General features: G+C 62.5%; 7 protein-coding genes. 3 read left to right on the plus strand and 4 right to left on the minus strand.

All coding sequences use genetic code 11. The features are described 5' to 3' along the window. Positions 1–76 precede the first annotated feature (76 nt). The 3 genes from BGN91_RS10515 (at position 77) to BGN91_RS10525 (ending at position 2534) form a co-directional block, all read left to right on the plus strand. Positions 77–442: a response regulator gene (locus BGN91_RS10515; RefSeq protein WP_292612902.1), complete on the plus strand. Its 366-nt coding sequence runs from the start codon at positions 77–79 to the stop codon at positions 440–442. A 68-nt stretch (positions 443–510) separates the two neighbouring features. After that, positions 511–1668 (plus strand): chemotaxis response regulator protein-glutamate methylesterase, encoded by a 1158-nt coding sequence (locus tag BGN91_RS10520; protein ID WP_292612904.1) that lies wholly within the window; start codon positions 511–513, stop codon positions 1666–1668. Beyond that, on the plus strand, positions 1665–2534 hold the full coding sequence (locus BGN91_RS10525) for a protein-glutamate O-methyltransferase CheR (RefSeq protein ID WP_292612905.1): 870 nt from the start codon (positions 1665–1667) through the stop codon (positions 2532–2534). The genes BGN91_RS10520 and BGN91_RS10525 overlap by 4 nt, the downstream gene beginning before the upstream one ends. Before the next feature lie 77 nt (positions 2535–2611). Here BGN91_RS10525 and BGN91_RS10530 read toward each other — a convergent pair whose 3' ends face one another. From BGN91_RS10530 to BGN91_RS10545, 4 genes are all read right to left on the minus strand, one after another. Beyond that, positions 2612–3769, minus strand: a complete 1158-nt coding sequence (locus BGN91_RS10530; protein ID WP_292612906.1) for a glutathionylspermidine synthase family protein — start codon at positions 3767–3769, stop codon at positions 2612–2614. Positions 3770–3797: 28 nt separating this feature from the next. Then, positions 3798–4193: a hypothetical protein gene (locus tag BGN91_RS10535; RefSeq protein WP_292612908.1), complete on the minus strand. Its 396-nt coding sequence runs from the start codon at positions 4191–4193 to the stop codon at positions 3798–3800. A gap of 2 nt (positions 4194–4195) precedes the next feature. Continuing rightward, on the minus strand, positions 4196–4600 hold the full coding sequence (locus BGN91_RS10540; protein ID WP_292612909.1) for a DUF350 domain-containing protein: 405 nt from the start codon (positions 4598–4600) through the stop codon (positions 4196–4198). Positions 4601–4779: 179 nt separating this feature from the next. Then, the coding region (locus tag BGN91_RS10545) for a helix-turn-helix domain-containing protein (RefSeq protein WP_292612910.1) at positions 4780–4961 on the minus strand (182 nt) is incomplete at its 5' end.

Here is a 4961-nt window from a genome sequence, read left to right on the forward strand (position 1 = left end):
TGCAGCTTGAACCGGCGGTAACTGGGGTCATCGGGAAAACGTCCCGTCATGAAGGTTGAAAGAGGCGGAGGCCGAAATGAAAACGTGTCTGGTCGTGGATGATTCGAGCGTTATCCGTAAGGTCGCGCGGCGTATCCTGGAAGGCTTCAATTTCCATATCGTCGAGGCGGAGGACGGCGAGAAAGCGCTTGATGCCTGCAAGCGCGAACTGCCCGATGCCGTGCTCCTGGACTGGAACATGCCGGTCATGGACGGTTACGAATTCCTTCGCAACCTGCGTCGGATGCCCGGCGGCGATCAGCCGAAGGTGGTGTTTTGCACCACGGAGAACGACGTCGCGCATATCGCCCGCGCGCTTCATGCCGGCGCCAACGAATACATCATGAAGCCCTTCGACAAGGACATCGTGACGGCGAAGTTTCACGAAATCGGTCTGATCTGAAATTAGCCGCGCCGTACCGGATCGCCCGGCGCAGAAATCGTCTTGTTCGTGGTTGCGTCTGGTGGGTCATGAGTACTGCTTTGGCAAGTCCGGCGGCTTTGGATTCAGAACGGCAGGAGCCGTTGCGCGTCATGGTGGTCGACGACTCGGTCGTCATTCGCGGGCTGATTTCCCGTTGGATCGAGGCTGAACCCGACATGATGGTGGCGGCTTCGCTGCGCACTGGGCTCGATGCGGTCAGCCAGGTCGAGCGCGCCAATCCCGATGTCGTCGTCCTCGATATCGAAATGCCAGGTCTCGACGGCATTTCCGCGCTGCCGCAATTGCTGGCCAAGAAACCCGACCTCATCATCATCATGGCCTCGACGCTCACCCGCCGCAACGCGGAGATCAGTTTCAAGGCCATGTCGCTCGGCGCGGCGGATTACATTCCGAAGCCGGAGAGCACCCGCGAGATCGCGGCGGCCGATATCTTCAAGCACGACCTGATCCAGAAGATCCGGAATTTGGCGGCGAAGCGTCGTCGTCCGGCGGCGGTCGCCGCGCCGCCGCTGGCGCCGCACGAACCGGCGCCGAGTCCCGCTCAGGCCGCTCCTGCGCCGGCGCAACCCGCACCGGCACTGCGTTCCTTCAGCCTGCTGCCGCCGCGCGTGCTGCTGATTGGTTCGTCAACGGGCGGGCCGCAGGCGCTGATGACGCTGGTGGCCGGAATAGGCCCTGTGATCGACACCGTTCCGGTGCTGATCACGCAGCACATGCCACCGACCTTCACGACCATTCTCGCAGAACATCTGGCGCGGGTCGCCGGACGCCCGGTGCAGGAGGGCGTGCACGAGGAGGCCGTGAAGCCCGGACGAATCTATATTGCCCCGGGCGGTCGCCACATGCGGGTGGTGCGAAAGGGCATGGGCGGGGTCATCGCGCTCGACGACGGCCCGCCGGTGAACTTCTGCAAACCGGCCGTCGATCCGCTGTTCACGTCTGCGATCGACATCTGGCAGGGAGGTATTCTGGCCGTCATCCTGACGGGGATGGGATCGGACGGAATGCGCGGCGGCAAGCAGATCGTCGCCGCGGGAGGAAGTGTCATCGCGCAGGACGAAGCGAGCAGCGTGGTGTGGGGAATGCCGGGCGCAGCCGCCCAGGCCGGAATTTGCGCGGCCGTTTTGCCGCTTCAACAAATTGCACCGAAACTCGTTCGGTTGTTTGCGGGAGGCCATTCGTGACACCGCTTGATTTTGAGTATCTGCGCATGTTCCTGAAGGACCAGTCCGGACTCGATCTCGCCGCCGACAAGCAATATCTGGTCGAGAGCCGCCTGACGCCGCTTGCCCGCAAGGCTGGACTTTCAGGCATCAGCGACCTTGTGCAGAAAATGAAGAACGGCGCCGGGGCGTTGATCGTTGAGGTCGTCGAGGCGATGACCACCAACGAAACCTTCTTCTTTCGGGACAAGACCCCGTTCGAACACCTGCGGGACACCGTGATCCCGGCGCTGGTGCAGGCCCGGACGGCTCGCCGCAGCCTGCGGATCTGGTGCGCCGCCGGTTCGACCGGACAGGAGCCGTATTCGATCGCGATGTGCCTCAAGGAATACGGTCCGGCGCTGGCCGGATGGCGCACCGAGATCATCGCCACCGATCTGTCGACCGAGGTGCTCGAAAAGTCGCGATCCGGCCTCTACAGTCAGTTCGAGGTGCAGCGCGGGCTGCCCATTCAGTTGCTCATCAAGTATTTCAAGCAGGTCGGCGAACTCTGGCAGATCAATGCCGACATTCGCGCGATGGTTCAGCACCGTCAGCTCAACCTGCTGCAGGATTTTTCTCACCTCGGCACGTTCGATGTGATCTTCTGCCGCAACGTGCTGATCTATTTCGATCAGGAAACCAAGGTCAGCATTTTCCAGCGGCTTGCGAAGCGGATGGAGAGCGATGGTTTTCTCGCGCTCGGCGCCGCGGAAACCGTGGTCGGGTTGACCGACGCGTTCAAGCCTCATCCGGACAAACGAGGTCTCTATCGGCCTAATTACGTCAGCGCGCCGTCGCTGGTTCCGGGCATGCCGTCGGCCAAGTCCGCCGCCGCCCGGGCCTGACACGTTTCAAATATTATTCTCAAATATTATTCCGGGCGAGCCGTATGGCGCGGCGTCCGGAATGATGCTGCGCGGTTTTACAGGATCGCGTGCGGAAGAAAGCGCGACGTGTTGCCAGTGATCGGGTTCGCGTCCTCGCGAATCGAGAGCCCGCAAGTCTGGTCGCCGACGATCCAGCTTCCGATGACCGGATACATGCCTTCGAAGCTCGGGAGCGGCGCGAAGGCCTGCCGCACGAACCCCTCGCTGCCATAGGGCCCGCTTTGCCGCTCCAGCGCCGTTCCATCGCAGACCAGTTCGACGTTGGCGCCTTCACGGGAGTAGATCGGCTTACGCACGTAGGAACTGCCGAGCCTGCCCACCTCGGCATCGTCTTCGAAATAGGCGGGCAGCAGGTTGGGATGATTGGGAAACATCTCCCACAACAGCGGCAGAATTCCCTTGTTGGAGAGCACGACCTTCCAGGGCGGCTCGATCCAGCGCGTCGTTGCGGTCCGAATCCGGGAGCCGAAGCTGTCGCGCAGCATCCATTCCCAGGGGTAGAGTTTGAACGCAAGCTCGATGCGGCGATCGTCGAGATCGACGAATTGGCTGGTACCGTCGACGCCGATGCTTTCGATCTCCAGCGACGTCGTCTGCAGGCCGGCTTGCCGGGCGGTGTCCTCGAGATAGTTCAGCGTCACCGCATCCTCCGGGTTCTCGTATAGCCCGGTCAGATGCAGATGGCCGTTCGCTCCGATCTCCCGCCAACGCGCGATCAGCTTGTCATGGATAGAGTTGAACTGATCGGCTCCGTTCGGGATGATCTGGCGCTCCATCGCCTGCTCGAGCCAGGTCCATTGAAACACCGCGGCCTCGAACAGCGAGGTGGGCGTATCGGCATTGTATTCGAGCAGTTTCGCCGGACCCTGACCGCTGAAGCAGAAGTCGAAGCGGCCGTAGAGCGTGGCGTCGCCGCGCCGCCAGCTATCGGTGAGGATCGGCCAGCAGGCCTGCGGAATCCTGAGGCGGCGTAGCACGCTTTCGTCATTCATCGCCCGCTTGACCAGTTCGAGGCACATGGAATGGATTTCGCCGGTCGGCGCCTCGATCCCATGTTCGATTTCCTCGAGCGTGAAGGCGTAATAGGCGCGCTCGTCCCAGTAACGCTCGCCGTCGAGCGTATGAAACGCGAAGCCCGCGTTTTCGGCGGTGATTTGCCAGTCGTCGCGTTCGGGGCAGGCGATGCGTTGCATATCGGAGGCTCGCAATCCGGAAGGAGGGTCAGCCGCCGGAAAAATGAGATGAGATCGCATGGGCGAAGCCGCCGAAACCTCCGCGTGTGATCGGGCCGCCGCCGGTTTCGGATGATGACGAGGAATGGCTCGACGAGGAATCGCCGCCGTAAAAGCCTGATCGCGACGACCAGCCGCTGCCGTGTCCGCCGCTCGATGAACCTGAATTGCAGGTCGTGGCGGCCTGACCGGGCATTCCGGACGCCGCGACGCCAGGACGGTTGGACTCGCAATCGTCGTGCGGCATCAGCGCATAGGCTCCGCCGCCGACCGCGAGCGTGCCCATCACCAGCAGCGCGACGCGTCCGGAGCGTTTCGGCGGGGGCGAGGGTTCGAGCGGCGGCAGGCGTCGTTTCCCGAACGGTTCGGCGGGAGGCCTTGCCATGGTCAGTAGACCATCGATGCCGCGTTGATCGCACCGGCGGCGATCGACGACAGGCCCAGCCAGATCGCGGGCGCGAGTTCGCCGGCGGCGATCCGGCCCGACAGGTTGGGCACTGGAATTTTCACGATGTAGTAGACGGCGATCTGCACGATCAGCGCGATCACGCTCCAGATCAGGCAATCGATCACGTTGACGGTGTGCATGATGGCGCTGACAACCGGAATGACGAACCCGATTAGACTGAGCCCGAGCGCGATCGCGGCCGCAGGATTGTTGTCGCAGATCAGCTTGAATTCGTCGTGCGGCGTGACGCGGGTATAGGCGAACAGATACAGCAAGACCGCGATCAGGCCGGTGCAGAAATAGAGCAGGAATGCCGGCAGCCCGGCCAGCGATTGCAGGATCATGTCAGCCCCCGTGGATACCCTCAAGCTCGGATCATCGGTCCTGCGGTGTCAGTCGAGGCAACCCGGCGACGGGTTCACGGCCGGATCGAAACCGACCCTCGGTCGGATGCAGGCTTGCGTCTCAAAACAAAAACCCCGCCAATTGCGGCGGGGTCAGTCTGGGAGGAACGGTGAAGTGGTCAGGCCGGGATGCGGACGTCGTCCTCATGCGGTTCGCGCAAGACGTAGCCGCGGCCCCAAACGGTCTCGATGAAGTTGCGTCCTTCCGAGGCGTTGGCGAGCTTCTTGCGCAGCTTGCAGATGAAGACGTCGATGATCTTCAGCTCCGGCTCGTCCATGCCGCCATAGAGGTGGTTGAGGA

The sequence above is a fragment of the Nitrobacter sp. 62-13 genome, assembly GCF_001896955.1.
In the GTDB taxonomy this organism is placed as follows: Bacteria; Pseudomonadota; Alphaproteobacteria; order Rhizobiales; family Xanthobacteraceae; genus Nitrobacter.